Here is a 16,144-nt window from a genome sequence, read left to right as displayed (position 1 = left end):
AACAAGTGTAGCAAAATAAGGTTACAAGCCCGCGAAAGCGGGACAGAGGCTAATGTCGTCGCCTGGCGAGAAGTAAAAAAGATGGCGGCAAATTTTGCTGCATTAAGGGATCTGGATGCACTAAAGTATGAATTGTGAGATACTTTGCCACCAAACACATATTTATTCAACAATTGTGCATATTTATTTTGTGAACTTATTATGAAAATGCCGCATTTCCTGGACGCTTACAAACAAATCATTGCGCACCCGACCATCAGCGCATTCGATGAAAAAATAGACCAAAGCAACCTGCCATTGCTGCAAATGCTAGGCAGTTGGCTGGAAGATTTAGGCTTTCACATAAGTATTCAGCCGGTGCCCAATACCCGGCACAAGTTCAATTTACTGGCCCGTATTGGTAGTGGTGATGGTGGACTGTTGCTGGCCGGCCACTCAGATACTGTTCCTTTCGATGAGGGACGATGGCAGTTTGATCCTTTTAACCTCACGGAAAAAGATAACAAGCTATACGGGCTCGGCACCTGCGATATGAAAGGCTTCTTTGCCTTTATTCTCGAAGCCCTGCGGGATATTCCGTTAAACAAGCTGAACAAACCGCTATACATTCTGGCTACCGCCGATGAAGAAACCTCGATGGCCGGCGCTCGTTTCTTTGCCGAGCAACAGCTGATCAAACCCGATATGGCCATCATTGGTGAACCAACCGGGCTAAAACCCATTTGCAAACATAAAGGTCATATGGCGCATACCCTGGAGATCACAGGTAAAGCAGGCCACTCCAGCGATCCGGACAAAGGCGTTAATGCCATTGAGATTATGTACCAGGCGGTAGGCGAACTGATGAAACTCAGAGACCAACTGGCGGCTCAGTATGTGGATCCGGCCTTTAGCGTGACCAAAACCACCATGAATCTGGGTCATATACACGGTGGCGATGGTGAGAATCGAATCTGTGGTCATTGCCGGCTGAACTTTGATTTACGCGCAGTGCCCGGTCTTAGTGACGATGAAGCCATTGCACGCATTGACCAGGCGCTGGCGCCGGTTTACACCGCTTACCCAGGCCGCTTAAGCCGCGCCTTGATGTATGACACCGTGCCATCTTTTGCCAGCCGGAATGAAACAGCGTTGCTGGAACTGGCCGAGCAATTCACCGGCTTTAGCGCCACCAGTGCCAATTACTGCACCGAGGCCCCCTTTGTCAGCCAGCTAGGTTGCGACACCTTGGTGTTAGGGCCGGGAAGCATCGACCAGGCCCACCAGCCGGACGAGTTTATTTCCTTAGATTACGTTAATCCGACCATCAATTTACTGCGCCATTTAATCGGCCAGGTCTGTTTGAAATAGTGGAGAGAAGATTGCAGTTACAAGCAGTGATTTTTGATATGGATGGCCTGCTGATTGATTCAGAGCCATTATGGCGTCAGGCCGAGCAGGAAGTATTTGCCACAGTCGGCATTCGTCTGACCGAGTCTATGTGCTTTCAGACCACCGGCCTTAGCACCGAAGAAGTAGTGCGCTACTGGTATAACAGTTTCAACATTGACCGTCAGGATGTGCAAGAGGTCGCGCGCAAACTGGAAGATAGAGTCATAGAGTTGGTCCAGCGTAAGGGCCAGGCCTTACCCGGCGTGTATGATTTACTCCAGCATTGCCAGAGCCTGGGTTTGACTCTCGCCGTGGCATCGGGCTCTGTCGGTCGCTTGATTGAAGCGGTGCTGGATAAACTGCAACTGCGTGACTACATAGGTTTATACCACTCAGCAGAACATGAAGTGGCAGGCAAACCAAACCCAGCCGTGTATCTCACTACCCTGAACAAGCTCGGATTAGATGCCGCCCGTTGCGTCGCATTTGAAGATTCGGCCCGTGGCGCCCAAGCCGCCAAAGCTGCCGGACTCTTTACTATTGCCGTACCTGAAGCTGGCCATAAAGATCCTGGTAAATTTACTATGGCGGATATTCTGCTCGACTCCTTGGAGCAGGCGCTGGATTTACCGCAATTCCAATGGCCTAATAATCAGAAACTGGCTGGCTGACCCCTAACAGGACCTATTCATGCAAAAAACCTTGGCTCTGGTAGCCCATGATCATAAGAAGCCCGATCTGATTGGTTGGGCCAAACAACACAGAGCGATTTTGGCCAGACACAAACTGGTAGCTACCGGTACCACAGGCGGGCTGCTGTCTGAAGCGTTAGGTTTACCCGTGCACCGATTTAAGAGCGGTCCCCTTGGTGGCGACCAGCAGATTGGCGCATTGATTGCCGAAGGTACCCTGGATGCCCTGTTTTTTTTCTGGGACCCGCTTAATCCAGCCCCTCACGACCCGGATGTGAAAGCGCTGCTAAGACTTTGTAGTGTTTGGAACCTGCCGGTAGCCTGTAATGAAGCCACCGCAGATCTGATGATTACATCGCCCTTGTTTGAAGACAGTCAGCACGTACGTAAATTACCCGATTACGGTAAATAGGTGGGCTGACAGCTGCAACTAAGAAGGTCCATCGGGCTAGTGCCAGATGGACCCTTATCAAATGCCCCGGCTAGTCTGGCTTGTGCGGACGAGGCTTAGATTTATCCTTGTGCGCTTCACGTCGCTGTTTAAACTGCTCAAGCTTGGCTTGCTGCTCAGCCGTCAGCAGATGATAAAAATCATAGCGTTGTTTCAGCCTTTGCAAAGCAGCGGTTTGGAACTGCGGCTGATACTGCTCGTACAGACTCTGCCAAGCCGCTTCGGTCAGGCTTGCTTTCTCTATCAGCGCCAGCTCCTGCCCATCAAATGCTTGCCTTAAGCTGTGATTTTGCTCACGACTTGCTTTAGCTTGCGCCTGCAGTTCAGCAAGGGCCACCTGCTGCTCATCGCTTAACCCCAGCTTCTTCAACCAACGTCCGCTAAAGGGGGCCCGGTCAGGGCGCTCAAAGCGCTCTTCTTGCATATCAGCCCAAACTTCGCGTTGCTCTTCTGTCAGCAGATTCCACACAGCTTGGTCCATCTGAGCCCGTGCCCACATAGCGGTGCGGCGCTCAGCCTGCGCCTCGCTGAGTAAAGCCAACGCGGCTTGCTCATCCCAGCTTGGCGCTTCGATCAGTGCCTGTTTCTGTTCATGCAGTATCTGGCCGTCTTCGCGAAATACCCGGCGATCTTCCCGGCTTTGCTTGAACAATGTGCGGATATCCTGACGCTGCTGTTCACTTAATTGCAGCTCGTCAAACATCTTGTGCATCGGCCCATGGGGTGGCTCTTTGGCTTGTACTGTTGCCCCAAGGGATAAACCAATAGCCAGGGGTAATAGCAATTTTCTAGCAAATGTTCTCATAACAAACTCCTTGGTTGACTCGAGAACCAGTCTAGCCATTGCAATGCAAAGTAACGCAAAGCCAGTGTAAAGCTTGTGTAAAGGTGTGAAGAGGCAACTTTGACAATTTCAGCAGCGGGGTTAGCATCAGATTCAGAAGCCGATTAGAGTTGAGCCTGATGGATAAGTCTATATTGCTGATTGACGATGATACTGAACTGGCGGCTTTGCTAGGTGATTACCTGTCACCACAGGGCTATAAACTCACCCTCGCGCATACGGGTAAGCAAGGGCTCGCACTGGCAACCAGTGGGCAGCATTTCGATGTGATTCTGCTAGACGTGATGCTACCTGAACTCGACGGCTTTGAAGTGCTAAAACAGCTTCGTCAAACTCATCTCACCCCTGTGTTAATGCTTACCGCCAAGGGCGATGACTTTGATCGCATCTTTGGCCTGGAACTAGGGGCGGACGACTACCTGCCCAAGCCCTTTAACCCAAGAGAACTGTCGGCGCGCATCAAAGCAATTGTTCGGCGCATGGAGTTGTTATCTGTTACTTGCCAGCAGCAACAGCTGCAAATCGACAAGTTACACCTGGACCCTTCTACGCAAAAAGCATCTTTAAGTGGCATTGAGCTGGAGTTAACCGGAACCGAGTTCGGTATGCTGCATTTGTTGATGGCCAACACAGGTAAACTGGTCACCAAGCAAGATTTAAGCGAAAAAGTATTGGGCCGTAAACTGAGTGCCTTTGATCGAAGTATTGATATGCACGTCAGCAACTTACGTCGAAAACTTGCCAACATCGCTGATGAGGAACGGATCCGCACTATTCGCGGTGCTGGTTATATGTTGGTAGAGATCAGATGAAGTCCAGATGGTGGCTAAAACTCAACCCCTTAAATAGCCTGTTTGGGCGCATTTTCTTATGGTTCTGGCTAACTGCACTGATCATGATTATCGCGACTGGCTGGACCTCAAGGCAGTTGGCTGAACAGTCCAGTTACGCTCCAGCTGAAGCTGCACAAGTAAAAAAACTCCATCAAATGGGCGCTAAGCTGCAAGAACTGGCTGAAAAACGCAATATTGATGAAGCGGGCCTGGCAAGATTGTTAAAAGGTATTGGCATGCGTAGTCGGGTGGGGTTGTTATTGTTAAACCAGCAGAATGACACTTATATCCGCGGCTTTCCCGGTGATGAACGCTTTAACATCCAGCCATTTTTATCCTTAAAAGAGCAAACCGGAATGATTCAGGTAGAGAGTTTGTTCTGGCAATTCACTGGCCCCTTACCTGTCACTCTGGGTAACCAGCAGTATCTGCTGTTCAGCGGCCGGCATCGCCCGCCTGGCATGCTCGGACAGATTATGGAGCATCCATATTTACTGGCCTCGCTGGTGTTAGGGCTAAGTGGCAGCTTATGCATGTTGCTAGCCTGGTCACTCATTCGTCCCATAGGTCAGTTGAAGCAAGCCACCCAGGCCATGGCCGCCGGTAATTTGCATAGCCGGGCCGACCAGGTAGCTCACCGCCATGATGAGGTTGGGCAATTGGGCCGGGAGTTTAACCATATGGCGGATAAACTGCAGGCGTTAGTTGATAGTCAGAAAAGAATACTGGCAGATATTTCCCATGAATTGCGCTCCCCGTTAGCCAGACTGCAAGTGGCCATTGGCATTGCCCAACAGCGCGAGCAACAGGTGATTCCTGAACTAGCCAGAATTGAACACGAGGCAAATCGCATTGATACCATGCTGGAGCATGTGCTAACCCTGGCCAAACTGGATGCCGGGCAACAAAAGCTGGTCAAACAGCGTATCAGTTTGGACGAGCTGCTGGCACCGCTTTGTCAGGACATTCAGTTTGAAGCAAAGGCCAAGCAGCGGCGATTTGAATGCAACTATCCCCAGCAAAAAATTCTCGATATCGATGCGCGACTGGTCAGTAGTGCGCTGGAAAATGTGCTGCGAAATGCCCTGCGTTATTGTGTTTCGCGCGTGAGCCTGGACTGTATTCAGCAGGGCGAGCGATTACAAATTCGTATTATCGATGACGGACCCGGCCTGCCAGAAGATGAGCTGCAGGCAGTATTTAAACCCTTCTACCGGGTATCCAGTGCCAGAAATCGAGAATCCGGTGGCACAGGTTTAGGATTAGCCATTGCCGCTGGTGCTATTGCTTCTCATGGTGGCAGAATATGGGCAGAAAATCTGCCACAAGGTGGACTGCAAGTCACAATGGAGCTTGATAGCCTTGAACCATAAACTCCTGCCTTTCTGGGTCTGCTTTCTGCTATCTTTAGGCTTTTGCCCTACCCTGTCAGCTATGGATTATTACTTTTCCGACGAAACCCAACTCGAATCACATTACCCCACTCAGATCCAAGGCTTCTGGCACAACCAAGTTAAAACCGGTGAATTTAACGGAGTGGCGGAAGTGCCTATTCATTACGCCTATGTTCTGCATCCGGAAGCAACAGGCAGTATCGTCATCAGTAGTGGGCGGATTGAGGGCTATCTGAAATACAAAGAAGTACTGTTTGATTTATACCAGAACCGTTACTCGGTGTTTATCCTTGATCATAGAGGTCAGGGCTTATCTGGTCGCATGAGCGACAACCCACATCAGGGCTTCGTGCAGGACTATCAGCAGTATGTTGACGATCTTAAAACCTTTTACTCACAGATCGTGGTTCCCAACAGTCAGCATCAACCCTTGCTGCTAGGTCATTCCATGGGCGGCGCAATTGGCACCTTATATCTTGCCAGTTACCCGGATGACTTTGCCAAAGCAGCCTTCACTTCTCCCATGTATGGAATTAAAACCCCTTTGCCTATGTGGCTGGCCAAGGCGCTGATCAACACAGGCCAAACCTTTAATCATTGGTTTGCTTCCCGTCCCTGGTATTTTATCGGCCAAGGCGACTACCTGGCGGTGCCCTTCGCCCTCAATACGCTCACGCACAGCAAGAGCCGCTATCAATTCTTCCGTCAGGAATATGAGCAAGAGCCCAAATTACAATTAGGCGGGGTCACCTTTGACTGGTTGGATGCCTCAATTGCCGCCATGGACAAAGTTGCCGAGCAGGCCAATCAGATAGAAAGCCCTATTCTGGTGCTACAGGCTGGCAACGATTTGGTCGTGGAGAATCAGGCCCAGGATCATGTATGCGCCATGTTGCCCCGCTGCCAGTTGCAGGTCATTGCTAAAGCCCGCCACGAACTATTAATGGAAGCCGATGAATATCGCCAGCCGACTATGCGGGCAATTCTGGATTTCTTTCAGTCACCGAAATAGGGTCCTGATGGATTAGCACCTCAGCTTCGGGGATCGCATGCTTAACCTTAGCCTCCACCCAGTCACTGATATCATGGGCGTCCAACAGACGCATATGATCGTCCAATTCCAAATGAAACTGAATAAATATGGTACGCCCCGCCTGGCGAGTACGAATATCGTGAATGCCATGGACTTTAGGGTGTAACAAGGCCAAATCTCTTATCTGCTCACTAAAACTCTCTGGCAGCTCTTTGTCCATCAAGGCATTCGCCGATTCCTGCACTATGCTCTTGGCCCCCCACATCAAATAAAATGCTATGCCAATAGCAAACCAGGCATCCATGGATAAATAGCCCTGGGTGGTTAACCACAACGACAGCAGCACTGCCAGGTTCATCAGTAAATCGGATTTATAGTGTAAAGAGTCGGCTCGAATCGCTACAGAGCGGGTACGTTTAATGGCTTGGTGCTGCACCCATACCAGCACTATGGTCATCACCACGGTAAACAGTGTGGCATACACAGCTAAAATAGGGTGTTGCAGGGGCGAAGGATTCTTCAGTCGTTCAATACTGTGGAACACCAACAACAAAGCCGAACCGAAGATAAACGCGGCCTGCGCCAGTCCGGCCAGGGATTCGGCTTTGCCATGACCAAAGCGATGGTCATCATCGGCTGGCATCAAGGCATAGCGGATGACAAAGAAATTAATCACGGACGCGGCTACGTCAAAAAAGGAATCTGTCAGCGAGGCCAGCATTACCGCAGAGTCGGTTTGATACCAAGCCCAAATTTTAACCAGAATCATGGAGAATGCCGCAAACAAGGCAAAAGAACTGGCAAACTTCACCCAGAAACTATAGCTGTCCTTGATTTCGCTTTTAACTACCACTCTGATCCTATTCACTTTTTACCACGCCAATGGCAGCAGTATACCCTTTCATCTGAGCTCGTGCACAGGCCAGGCAGTATGCGGTAGAAAATGATATGCTAAGCCTCTTTTGGCCTTTGTCCCGAATTATGCTGGATATTCTGCTCTATCAACCCGAAATTCCGCCCAATACAGGCAATATCATCCGTTTGTGTGCTAACACCGGCTTTCGTCTGCATCTCATCGGTCCGTTGGGCTTTGCCTGGGATGACAAACGGCTGCGCAGAGCCGGTCTGGACTACCATGAATTTGCCGCTGTGGGTCAATACGATAACTTGCAGGCCTGCTTGGATGCGGTTAAACCAACCCGGCTCTTTGCCTGCACCACGAAAGGCCAAGCCAACTATAGCGAAGCAGGTTTCGTAAAAGGTGATGCGTTGTTGTTTGGCCCCGAGAGTCGTGGCTTACCTATGGATGTGATTGAGTCTTTACCGCCGGCGCAGCGACTGCGGATTCCCATGCTGGCACAAAGTCGCAGTATGAATTTATCCAATGCCGTCGCGGTGATGGTGTTTGAAGCCTGGCGGCAACTGGGGTTTGAAGGGGCGGTGTAAGTACACCGCCAGCTAACCGTATCCGGGCAACAACCCTTACTCGAATTTCTTCTCCCTGCCCAGTAAAGCCAATGCGGCCTCTTTGGGGGGCTTACCTTCATAGAGCACCTGATAGATCTGCTCAGTAATGGGCATCTCAACACCCTGACGCTGTGCCAGTAAATACACCTCACGGGTATTGCGGTAACCTTCCACCACCTGGCCGATGCTGTCTATGGCTTCCTGCACAGACATGCCCTTACCCAGCGCCAAACCAAAACGGCGATTGCGTGATTGATTATCGGTACAGGTCAGCACCAGATCGCCCAGACCTGCCATGCCCATAAAGGTACTCACTTCCGCACCAAGGGCTGCACCCAAACGGGTCATTTCTGCCAGACCGCGGGTAATCAAAGCCGTACGCGCGTTAGCACCAAAACCAATACCATCGGCCAATCCTGCGCCAATGGCTATCACGTTCTTCACCGCGCCGCCCAATTGCACGCCGATAAAGTCGGTATTTTTGTAGACCCTAAGCGATTTGCCGCAGTGCAGCATATCGGCAATGTCGTCAACAAACCGATCGTCGGTAGATGACAATGAAATGGCCGTAGGTAAACCGGCCGCCATTTCTTTGGCAAAGGTTGGCCCGGACAACACAGCAAGTGAAACCTCGTCACCCAAAATTCGTCTTGCTACGTCCTGCAACAAGCAGCCAGTATCAGGCTCTAGCCCTTTGGTCGCCCACACAATGCGATGCTCATCAGTGAGCATAGGCTTAATTTGCTTGAGCAATGCAGCAAAGCCGTGGCTTGGCACCACAACCAAAATATTGGGGCTGGCAGCCACGGCCTTGGCCAAATCAGCTTCTACATGCAATTGTTCAGGGAACGGTGCGTCGGGCAGATAGCGGTCATTGACCCTGTCCTGTGCCATCTGTGCCATTTGCTCAGCATCCCGCCCCCAAATCCAGGTCGGAAAACCATTTCTGGCAAAACAAAAAGCAAGGGCGGTGCCGTACGACCCCGCCCCCAGGACTGTCATGCTTTTCGCGTTAGCAGTCATTAGGCCTCTTGGCTTTGCGCTGCAGCCTGTTGAGCCTGAGCTTCTTCGATGCGCTTTTGCATATAAGCAGCAAAGATCGCGTCAAAGTTAACAGGGGCCAGGTTCAACTGCGGGAAAGTGCCACGGTTCACCAGGTTGGAGATGCACTCACGCGCATAAGGGAACAAGGTGTTCGGGCAAAATGAACCCAGAATGTGGGCTTTTTGCTGGTCTGACATATCGGCAATTGTAAAAATACCGGCCTGCTGTACTTCAACCAAAAACGCAGTTTGGTCGCCCGCATTGGCGGTCACTGTTACAGACAGCACCACTTCGTAGCTGTTGTCATCCAGCTTGGTGCTGCGGGTGTCCAGGTCCATTTTCACTTCAGGTTTCCACTCTTGTTGGAAAACCGCGGGTGAATTAGGTGACTCGAAAGAGATATCTTTGGTGTAGATACGCTGAATGGCAAATTGTGGTTGTGCAGCCTGCGCCTGATCCAAACCGTTTGCTTTTACTTCTTCTGTCATGTTCGTTCCTAAAAGTGTTTAAGGCTTTAAGCAGCCAATAATTCGTCCAGGCGCCCCTGGGCGTCCAGGGCCAGCATGTCATCGCAACCACCAATATGAAGGTCATCGATGAAAATTTGCGGCACCGTATAGCGGCCATTGGCCCGCTCAATCATAAGATCGCGCAATTCAGGCTGTTGATCGATGGGATATTCCTTAAACGTCACCCCTTTACTGGTGAGAACCTGTTTGGCACGCACACAAAAAGGGCAATAAGCTTTGGTATAAATTTCCACTTTCGTCATGGCCAACCTCACAACAGCCGCATTAAAACATTTGGGTTACTTGGCTACAGGCAAGTTCGCACTTTGCCAAGCATTCATACCGCCTTTAAGCACAGACACCTGGCTGAAACCAGCCTTGAGCATTTGTGCTGCCGTGCGTTTTGCGGTCATGCCCATTGCACAGACAACAATAATGGGTTTGTCCTTACTGTTTTCAAGGGCAGAAAAGTCACCTTTGTTGACTTTTTCTGTCGGAACCAGCTTGGCACCCAGAATATGACCTTTCTTGAATTCGTTCTGACTACGAATGTCTATCACCACCGCATCTTGTTTATTCATTAACATGGTCACTTCATGCGTACCCAGTTCTTTAACCGGAGAAAGTTTGCTGCTGACCATGCTGTAAACCAGCAACACCATCAGTGCAATCCAGGCACTGGACAGAAGATAATGGTTACCGATGAATTCGATAAACTGCTGCATAAAAGGTTCGCCTATAACAAAGGTGCGTAAAAAAATGACTGCAAAGTATATAGAAATTGACCGCAGAAAACAGTCCCTGCTACCCCATATTCCGCTTATGGCAGCCAGCCAAAACAATAAAACAGGTCAGCTTATAACCTTATCAATTACATCAATTGGCAATAGCTATTGGCGTTGAAGGTTAGCGTCCCTTACCATCTGGGCGGCAAACTGGTATAACATGCCGCCATATTCTCAAGTAGGAGTTCGATGATGAGTCAGAAAAAGCATCCGTTGGTGTTAATCATTCTTGATGGTTGGGGCTATCGTGAAGATAAGCAGGACAATGCCATTGCCCACGCCAATACGCCCGTGCTGGACAAACTGACTCAAACCTACGCCAATACTCTGATTTCCGGTTCGGGTCTGGATGTCGGTTTGCCAGAAGGCCAGATGGGCAACTCTGAAGTTGGCCACGTTAATCTTGGCGCTGGTCGTATTGTGTACCAGGACTTTACCCGCATCACCAAAGCCATTGAAGATGGTGAGTTTGCTACCAATCCTGTGTTAGTCGCCAATCTCGACAAGGCCATTCAAAACGGCAAGGCGGTACATATTATGGGGCTGATGTCGCCTGGCGGTGTACACAGTCATGACGAGCATATTCTGGCCATGATTGAGCTGGCAGCCAAGCGCGGCGCCAAGCAAATCTATCTGCACGCCTTTTTGGATGGTCGCGATACGCCGCCTCGCAGTGCCCAAGGGTCACTGGAAAAGGCCGACAACCTATTTGCCACACTGGGTGTTGGTAAGACAGCCTCTCTAGTTGGTCGTTATTTTGCTATGGATCGCGATAATCGCTGGGACAGAGTGCAGGCCGCCTATGACTTACTGACCCAGGGTAAAGCCGATTACCAGGCTCAATCAGCCCTGGATGGCTTAGCTGCCGCTTACGAGCGCAATGAGAATGACGAGTTCGTTAAACCTACCGTCATTGGCGAAGCCGCGCCAATTCAGGACGGTGATGCATTGTTTTTTATGAACTTCCGTGCTGACCGTGCCCGCCAGATTACTCGTGCATTTGTTGACGACGGGTTCGACGGTTTCACTCGTGCCAAACGCCCGGCGTTGAGTGGCTTCGTGATGCTGACGCAATATGCAGCAGACATCCAAACAGACTGCGCTTATCCGCCTGAAGAGCTGCACAACGTGATGGGTGAGTGGCTGGCCAGTCACGGCAAAACACAGCTACGCATTTCCGAAACCGAGAAATATGCTCACGTGACCTTCTTCTACAGTGGCGGTCGTGAAGATCTATTTGAAGGTGAGGAACGGATTTTGGTACCGTCTCCTGATGTAGCCACCTACGATATGCAGCCGGAAATGAATTCAACGCTGCTGACCGACAAATTGGTCGGCGCTATAGAGTCAGGCAAGTTTGATGTCATCATCTGTAACTACCCCAATGGTGACATGGTGGGGCATACCGGTGTGTTTGACGCTGCAGTAAAAGCCTGCGAAGCAGTAGATGCCTGCATCGGCAGAGTGGTTGAGGCACTGCAAAAAGTCGGTGGCGAATGCCTGATTACTGCCGATCACGGCAACGCCGAACAAATGGTCGACCACAATTCAGGTCAGGCCCATACCGCCCATACCAGCGATCCTGTGCCCTTTATCTATGTCGGTCGCGACGCTTCGGTTCGCAGTGGCGGCACCCTAAGTGATGTAGCTCCAACCATGCTGCATCTGATGGGCATGCCACAACCGGCCGAAATGACCGGCAAACCTATAGTTACCCTCAAGGATTAATGGTTAGGTTTCTGCCCATGAAATTCACCAGGCCACTGCTGTGGCCTTGTTTGTTTTGTTTGCTTGCCTGGCCCGTGCTGGCACAAGACGATACCGACCAGCAACTCAAAGCCTTGCAGGAGCAAATCAAGCAGCGTCAACAGCAGTTGGATTTGCGCCTGTCCGACGCCAAGGAATTGGAAGCCAGCTTACAAAAAGCCGAGAAAGATATCGCTGGCCTGGTTAAGGATGTAAAACGCACTCGCACTAGACTGGACGCCAACAAAGCCGAGCAAGACAAGCTGAAGAAAGAAGCCGGACAGCTGCAGCGCAAAATCCGCCAGCAACAAGATGCATTAGGCGCACAGTTGCGTAGCGCTTATATGACAGGCCAGCATGATTTCACCAAAATGCTGCTTAACCAGGAAGACGCCGCCAAGCTTGAACGCATGCTTAGCTACTATGGTTATCTGAATAAAGCGCGTCTGACGCAGATACGCGAGTTCACCGAGATGGTTAAAAGACTGGAAGTGGTGCGTCTGGAACTGGTGGGCAAGCAAACCGAGTTAGTCAAACTGGAACAGGTTCAGGAAGCACAGCGCCAACTTATGGCGTCAGAGCAGAAGAAGCGCGAACGCACGCTATCGGAACTGGCTAAACGCATAGATACAGAAGCTGCACAAATAGAGCAGCTACAGATTAACGAACAGAATCTTATCCAGGCCATTCAGCGCGCTGCCGAATTGGCTGCCAGGCAGAATCAAACCCTGGCAGGTTTGGATAACATGAAAGGGAAGCTGCTGCGTCCCGCTCAAGGCCGACTGCGCGATCTGTTTGGCAAGCGCCGACAGGGGCAAGTGCATTGGAAAGGGGTGCTATTCCAGGGCAATACCGGTGATGCCGTACGCGCAGTACATCATGGAAAAGTGCTGTTTGCTGATTGGCTACGCGGATTTGGTCTGGTCACAGTGATCGACCATGGCGACGGCTACATGAGCCTGTACGGATACAATCAGGCGTTGCTCAAAGGTGTCGGTGAGTCCGTTGAAGCAGGAGAAGAAGTAGCGCTGCTCGGCCAAACCGGCGGTCAAACTAGCCCGGCACTGTATTTTGAGCTACGCCACAAAGGTCAGGCCATTAGCCCGGCTGGTTGGCTAGAAAAACCCTGAGGTCGGCAACCTGGTGTTATAAACCGACATGACAGTTGATATTTTGCGCCTAAAGCTGGCATGCTAGTCTCAGTTGCCATAACCATAATAAGAAGCCGGCCACTTGCTCAAAATTGTCAGTTTTGTCTTCCTGCTCATCATCTCATGCCCCTTGTACGCCGGGCGTATTGTATTGATCATTGATGACATGGGTTATCGTAAGCAGGACAGACAAGCCTTTGCGCTGCCTGCTGAAGTCACTTTCGCGATCCTTCCGCATACCCCTTACTCAAAGACTTATGCCAAGCTTGCTGACACGCAGCAACGAGATGTCATTCTGCATATGCCTATGGAAGCGCTAGCGGGCAATAGACTTGGACCAGGCGCCCTGACAGCAGATATGCCGGATGAATCCATCCAACTGCAATTGAAGTCTGCTCTGGACTCAGTTCCCAACGCCATAGGTCTGAATAATCATATGGGCAGCAAGCTAACCCAACTCAGTCAGCCGATGAATGCGACCATGGATTTTCTGCGGGATAACCGATTATTTTTTGTCGACAGCCGCACCACCAAGTTCAGTAAAGCTGAGCAAATTGCCAAACATCATGGGGTTATTAGTGCACACCGCCATGTGTTTCTCGACCATCTTCAAGATCCAAAACATATTGAAGCACAATTCAAACGTTTGGTGCGCATTGCGAAGAAATCGGATTATGCGGTGGGCATAGGCCACCCATATCAGGAAACCCTGACATTTCTCGCTGCTCAACTACCCCAACTGGAAGAGCAAGGCATTGAATTGTTGCCCATTCGCAACTTGATGCGGGAAAAACACTTAGTGCAAATCGAGCAAAGCGAAACAGCCCCTGTAACGGAGTAAAGTGATGCAGATTCAAGATAGAGTTGTGTGGTTGACCGGTGCTTCAATGGGTATCGGTGAGGCGCTCGCCAGAGCCCTGGACGCCGCTGGCGCCAAGTTGATTCTCAGTGCCAGGTCAGAAGATAAACTACAGACACTACTCGAGTCTCTGCAACATCCCAAGCGCCACCGCATCGTGCCTTTGGATTTAGCTGACGGGGAGCGCATCAGTACAGTGGTTGCCAATACACCACTGCCAGAAGGTCTGGATATCCTGATCAATAATGGTGGTATTTCTCAGCGTGGGCTGGCGGCGGATACGCCGGTTTCTGTGCAACGTCAGGTGATGGAAGTTAACTATTTCGGCACTATCACTCTCAGCCAGGCTTTATTGCCGGCGCTGCTGGCCAGCAAAGGCATGATAGTTAATATTGCCAGCGTGGCAGGCAAGGTTGGTGGTCAAAGCATGTCGGGTTATTCTGCTTCAAAGCATGCCCTGATTGGCTACATGGATTGCCTGCGTGCAGAAGAGGCGTGCAACGGACTTAAAGTACTGAATGTTTGCCCTGGTTTTGTGCAAACCAATATTTCTGTCAACGCCCTGACGGCCGAAGGAACCCAGTATGGCCGAGTGGCTAAATCCATTGCCGACGGAATCAGCCCGCAGCAGTGCGCGCAGGATATACTCAGCGCCATACAAAAAGACAAGTTTGAAGTGGTGATAGGTAAAGGACTCAGTGCCTGGGCGCCTACCATAAAACGTTGGTTTCCGGTTTTCTTTACCCGCTTAAGCGCAAGAAAAAATATTCGCTGAACCAGCCAGTTAGCCTAATCTGCTGGTTTTTCGCTTGCCAATTTACAAGGATGTTATACTATAACGACCCTTAAATACGGCAATACAGTGGACTATGGCAAACAAGCGCAACAACTTGTTAGATAAAATGGGTATATGGGCATCCAGCCTGTGTGCTTTGCATTGCCTGTTGCTGCCCGTACTTATTACATTATTACCTTTTGTTGGTGCCAGCTTCTTTGCTGACGCATGGTTTGAACGCATTATTCTAAGCGTTTCTCTGGTAATTGGATTTTGGGCATTGCTGTCCGGCTTTTACCGCTACCACCGCCAGATATACCCTCTCTACAGCCTGGCTTTAGGCGGCCTTATTTATTGGAATAAGGACATGTTTGGCCACGAGTATGAGCCCTTTACCATTGCCGTTGGTGCGATCTTGATTATTGCTGCCCATATGGTGAATCTGAAACTGTGCCAAAGCTGCCGTCAGTGTGACGACCACTAAAGAGACGTTAGTCGGCTTGCTGTAACCACGCCAGCGCTCTGTCGGGCACATTCGTAAAAATACCGTCTACCCCCCAGCTTTTAAGTCGTTGCATATCCTGTACTTCGTCTACTGTGTAGACATAGACTTTCAAGCCTCTGGCCTTAGCGTCCTGTACGAATTCCAGGTTGGTGAAGGCAATATCGGTATGCACCGAAGCAGCGCTCAGCTCCTGGGCAAAAGCGGCATAGTGAAGCGGGCAACTGGCGGTTAAAGCACCAATGGTTAACTCCGGGCGTAAATGCGCCAGTTTTGCCAGCAACGGGTGGTCAAAAGAAGACAACAAGAGTTGTTGGTAGCCAATATTCAGCGTCTCGCAGGCGCTGTCCAGGTGCTTGAGAAAATGCGCCAGATCAGTGATGCCTTTGAGTTCGATATTCAGCAAACAGCGGTTACCCACCAGCGCCATCACATCAAACAGGGTTGGCACTTGCTGGCCATTCCCGGCATCCAACTGACGAATCTGCGCCTCTGTCATCTGGTCCAGGCGACCTTGTCCATTGGTGGTACGCTGAACCCAGGCATCATGAATCACCCAGCATTGGCCAGCGGCCTGGATCACATCAATTTCAATACCATGGGCACCCATTTGCAGTGCATATTGCATGGCTTGTAGCGTATTCTCCGGTGCCGCTTTACTGGCACCGCGATGGGCGAAAATCAGCAT

Annotated in this window: 19 protein-coding genes; 12 read left to right on the top strand and 7 right to left on the bottom strand. The window is 50.6% G+C overall.

The window, feature by feature from the left end; all coding sequences use genetic code 11:
• Positions 1-201: 201 nt before the first annotated feature.
• Genes argE through KJY73_RS11700 form a run of 3 tightly spaced genes read left to right on the top strand, consistent with a single transcriptional unit; the run spans position 202 to position 2,475 of the window.
• A complete protein-coding gene (argE, locus tag KJY73_RS11710; protein WP_214343932.1) occupies positions 202-1,350 on the top strand; it encodes an acetylornithine deacetylase in 1,149 nt (382 codons plus the stop codon).
• 11 nt (positions 1,351-1,361) lie between these two features.
• Complete coding sequence (hxpB, locus tag KJY73_RS11705) at positions 1,362-2,042, top strand: hexitol phosphatase HxpB (protein WP_214343931.1); 681 nt, start codon at positions 1,362-1,364, stop codon at positions 2,040-2,042.
• A gap of 19 nt (positions 2,043-2,061) precedes the next feature.
• Positions 2,062-2,475, top strand: a complete 414-nt coding sequence (locus KJY73_RS11700; protein WP_214343930.1) for a methylglyoxal synthase — start codon at positions 2,062-2,064, stop codon at positions 2,473-2,475.
• 70 nt (positions 2,476-2,545) lie between these two features.
• Here KJY73_RS11700 and KJY73_RS11695 read toward each other — a convergent pair whose 3' ends face one another.
• The gene (locus tag KJY73_RS11695; protein WP_214343929.1) at positions 2,546-3,319 is read right to left on the bottom strand and encodes a Spy/CpxP family protein refolding chaperone; all 774 of its coding nucleotides are present in this window, start codon (positions 3,317-3,319) and stop codon (positions 2,546-2,548) included.
• A gap of 155 nt (positions 3,320-3,474) precedes the next feature.
• Here KJY73_RS11695 and KJY73_RS11690 point away from each other — a divergent pair, with 155 nt between their 5' ends.
• From KJY73_RS11690 to KJY73_RS11680, 3 genes are read left to right on the top strand one after another with little or no spacing between them, the layout of a single operon-like run.
• Positions 3,475-4,170: a response regulator gene (locus tag KJY73_RS11690; protein WP_214344619.1), complete on the top strand. Its 696-nt coding sequence runs from the start codon at positions 3,475-3,477 to the stop codon at positions 4,168-4,170.
• On the top strand, positions 4,167-5,564 hold the full coding sequence (locus tag KJY73_RS11685; protein ID WP_214343928.1) for an ATP-binding protein: 1,398 nt from the start codon (positions 4,167-4,169) through the stop codon (positions 5,562-5,564). Before KJY73_RS11690 ends, KJY73_RS11685 begins: the two co-directional genes overlap by 4 nt.
• Positions 5,554-6,597: an alpha/beta fold hydrolase gene (locus KJY73_RS11680; RefSeq protein ID WP_232848579.1), complete on the top strand. Its 1,044-nt coding sequence runs from the start codon at positions 5,554-5,556 to the stop codon at positions 6,595-6,597. Before KJY73_RS11685 ends, KJY73_RS11680 begins: the two co-directional genes overlap by 11 nt.
• Here KJY73_RS11680 and KJY73_RS11675 read toward each other — a convergent pair.
• Positions 6,557-7,486: a cation diffusion facilitator family transporter gene (locus tag KJY73_RS11675; RefSeq protein ID WP_332874195.1), complete on the bottom strand. Its 930-nt coding sequence runs from the start codon at positions 7,484-7,486 to the stop codon at positions 6,557-6,559. The genes KJY73_RS11680 and KJY73_RS11675 overlap by 41 nt on opposite strands.
• A 113-nt stretch (positions 7,487-7,599) precedes the next feature.
• Here KJY73_RS11675 and trmL point away from each other — a divergent pair, with 113 nt between their 5' ends.
• A complete protein-coding gene (trmL, locus tag KJY73_RS11670; RefSeq protein WP_214344616.1) occupies positions 7,600-8,064 on the top strand; it encodes a tRNA (uridine(34)/cytosine(34)/5-carboxymethylaminomethyluridine(34)-2'-O)-methyltransferase TrmL in 465 nt (154 codons plus the stop codon).
• Between the two features lie 36 nt (positions 8,065-8,100).
• Here trmL and gpsA read toward each other — a convergent pair whose 3' ends face one another.
• The 4 genes from gpsA to KJY73_RS11650 are packed head-to-tail and all read right to left on the bottom strand — an operon-like array spanning position 8,101 to position 10,363.
• Positions 8,101-9,108, bottom strand: coding sequence for an NAD(P)H-dependent glycerol-3-phosphate dehydrogenase (gpsA, locus tag KJY73_RS11665; protein ID WP_214343927.1), 1,008 nt, complete (start codon positions 9,106-9,108; stop codon positions 8,101-8,103).
• Positions 9,108-9,617 carry a protein-export chaperone SecB gene (secB, locus tag KJY73_RS11660; protein WP_214343926.1) on the bottom strand — a complete coding sequence of 170 codons (510 nt, stop codon included), beginning with the start codon at positions 9,615-9,617 and terminating at the stop codon, positions 9,108-9,110. Before secB ends, gpsA begins: the two co-directional genes overlap by 1 nt.
• A gap of 26 nt (positions 9,618-9,643) precedes the next feature.
• On the bottom strand, positions 9,644-9,901 hold the full coding sequence (gene grxC, locus KJY73_RS11655; protein ID WP_206593422.1) for a glutaredoxin 3: 258 nt from the start codon (positions 9,899-9,901) through the stop codon (positions 9,644-9,646).
• 36 nt (positions 9,902-9,937) lie between these two features.
• The gene (locus KJY73_RS11650; RefSeq protein WP_206593421.1) at positions 9,938-10,363 is read right to left on the bottom strand and encodes a rhodanese-like domain-containing protein; all 426 of its coding nucleotides are present in this window, start codon (positions 10,361-10,363) and stop codon (positions 9,938-9,940) included.
• Between the two features lie 252 nt (positions 10,364-10,615).
• On the opposite strand from KJY73_RS11650, the gene gpmM reads away from it, so the two are divergent.
• From gpmM to KJY73_RS11625, 5 genes are all read left to right on the top strand, one after another.
• A complete protein-coding gene (gene gpmM, locus KJY73_RS11645; RefSeq protein ID WP_214343925.1) occupies positions 10,616-12,151 on the top strand; it encodes a 2,3-bisphosphoglycerate-independent phosphoglycerate mutase in 1,536 nt (511 codons plus the stop codon).
• 17 nt (positions 12,152-12,168) lie between these two features.
• A complete protein-coding gene (locus tag KJY73_RS11640) occupies positions 12,169-13,299 on the top strand; it encodes a murein hydrolase activator EnvC family protein (protein WP_214343924.1) in 1,131 nt (376 codons plus the stop codon).
• 103 nt (positions 13,300-13,402) lie between these two features.
• The gene (locus KJY73_RS11635; protein WP_232848578.1) at positions 13,403-14,161 is read left to right on the top strand and encodes a divergent polysaccharide deacetylase family protein; all 759 of its coding nucleotides are present in this window, start codon (positions 13,403-13,405) and stop codon (positions 14,159-14,161) included.
• A gap of 4 nt (positions 14,162-14,165) precedes the next feature.
• Complete coding sequence (locus tag KJY73_RS11630; protein WP_214343923.1) at positions 14,166-14,954, top strand: SDR family NAD(P)-dependent oxidoreductase; 789 nt, start codon at positions 14,166-14,168, stop codon at positions 14,952-14,954.
• A 94-nt stretch (positions 14,955-15,048) separates the two neighbouring features.
• Positions 15,049-15,438: a MerC domain-containing protein gene (locus tag KJY73_RS11625; RefSeq protein ID WP_214343922.1), complete on the top strand. Its 390-nt coding sequence runs from the start codon at positions 15,049-15,051 to the stop codon at positions 15,436-15,438.
• A 7-nt stretch (positions 15,439-15,445) separates the two neighbouring features.
• Here KJY73_RS11625 and KJY73_RS11620 read toward each other — a convergent pair whose 3' ends face one another.
• Positions 15,446-16,144 (bottom strand): glycerophosphodiester phosphodiesterase, encoded by a 699-nt coding sequence (locus KJY73_RS11620; protein ID WP_214343921.1) that lies wholly within the window; start codon positions 16,142-16,144, stop codon positions 15,446-15,448.

This window comes from Bowmanella yangjiangensis (genome assembly GCF_018531185.1).
GTDB classification, from domain to species: Bacteria; Pseudomonadota; Gammaproteobacteria; order Enterobacterales; family Alteromonadaceae; genus Bowmanella; species Bowmanella yangjiangensis.
Note: the sequence above shows the minus strand (reverse complement) of the source record. Positions and strands in the feature narration are given on the sequence as shown.